1 protein-coding gene is annotated in these 301 nt (G+C 57.8%); it reads left to right on the forward strand.

Annotated features, from left to right (window positions below; all coding sequences use genetic code 11):
• Positions 1-113: 113 nt before the first annotated feature.
• Positions 114-301, forward strand: a 188-nt coding sequence (locus tag ACXAFR_RS27600; RefSeq protein WP_475183454.1) for an NAD(P)/FAD-dependent oxidoreductase, incomplete at its 3' end; no start/stop codon positions are given.

Here is a 301-nt window from a genome sequence, read left to right on the forward strand (position 1 = left end):
GTACCGGAACTCGACAGCAAACTGTAGACCTCAAAATAAGAGGGCGTCGGCAAAGACGCCCCGATAACATGACCGCGAATCAAGCCTGGGAGAGAGACGTGGAACGCGAATTTATGGAGTACGACCTGGTCATTGTCGGCGGCGGCCCCGCCGGTCTGGCAGCGGCCTGTCGCATGCGTCAACTCAACGAAGACCTCAGCGTCTGCCTGGTTGAAAAAGGCTCTGAAATCGGTGCCCACATTCTCTCCGGCGCGGTGTTTGAACCTCGCGCCCTCGACGAACTCTTTCCCGATTGGAAAGC

This window comes from Pseudomaricurvus sp. ABR4_320 (assembly GCF_056159445.1).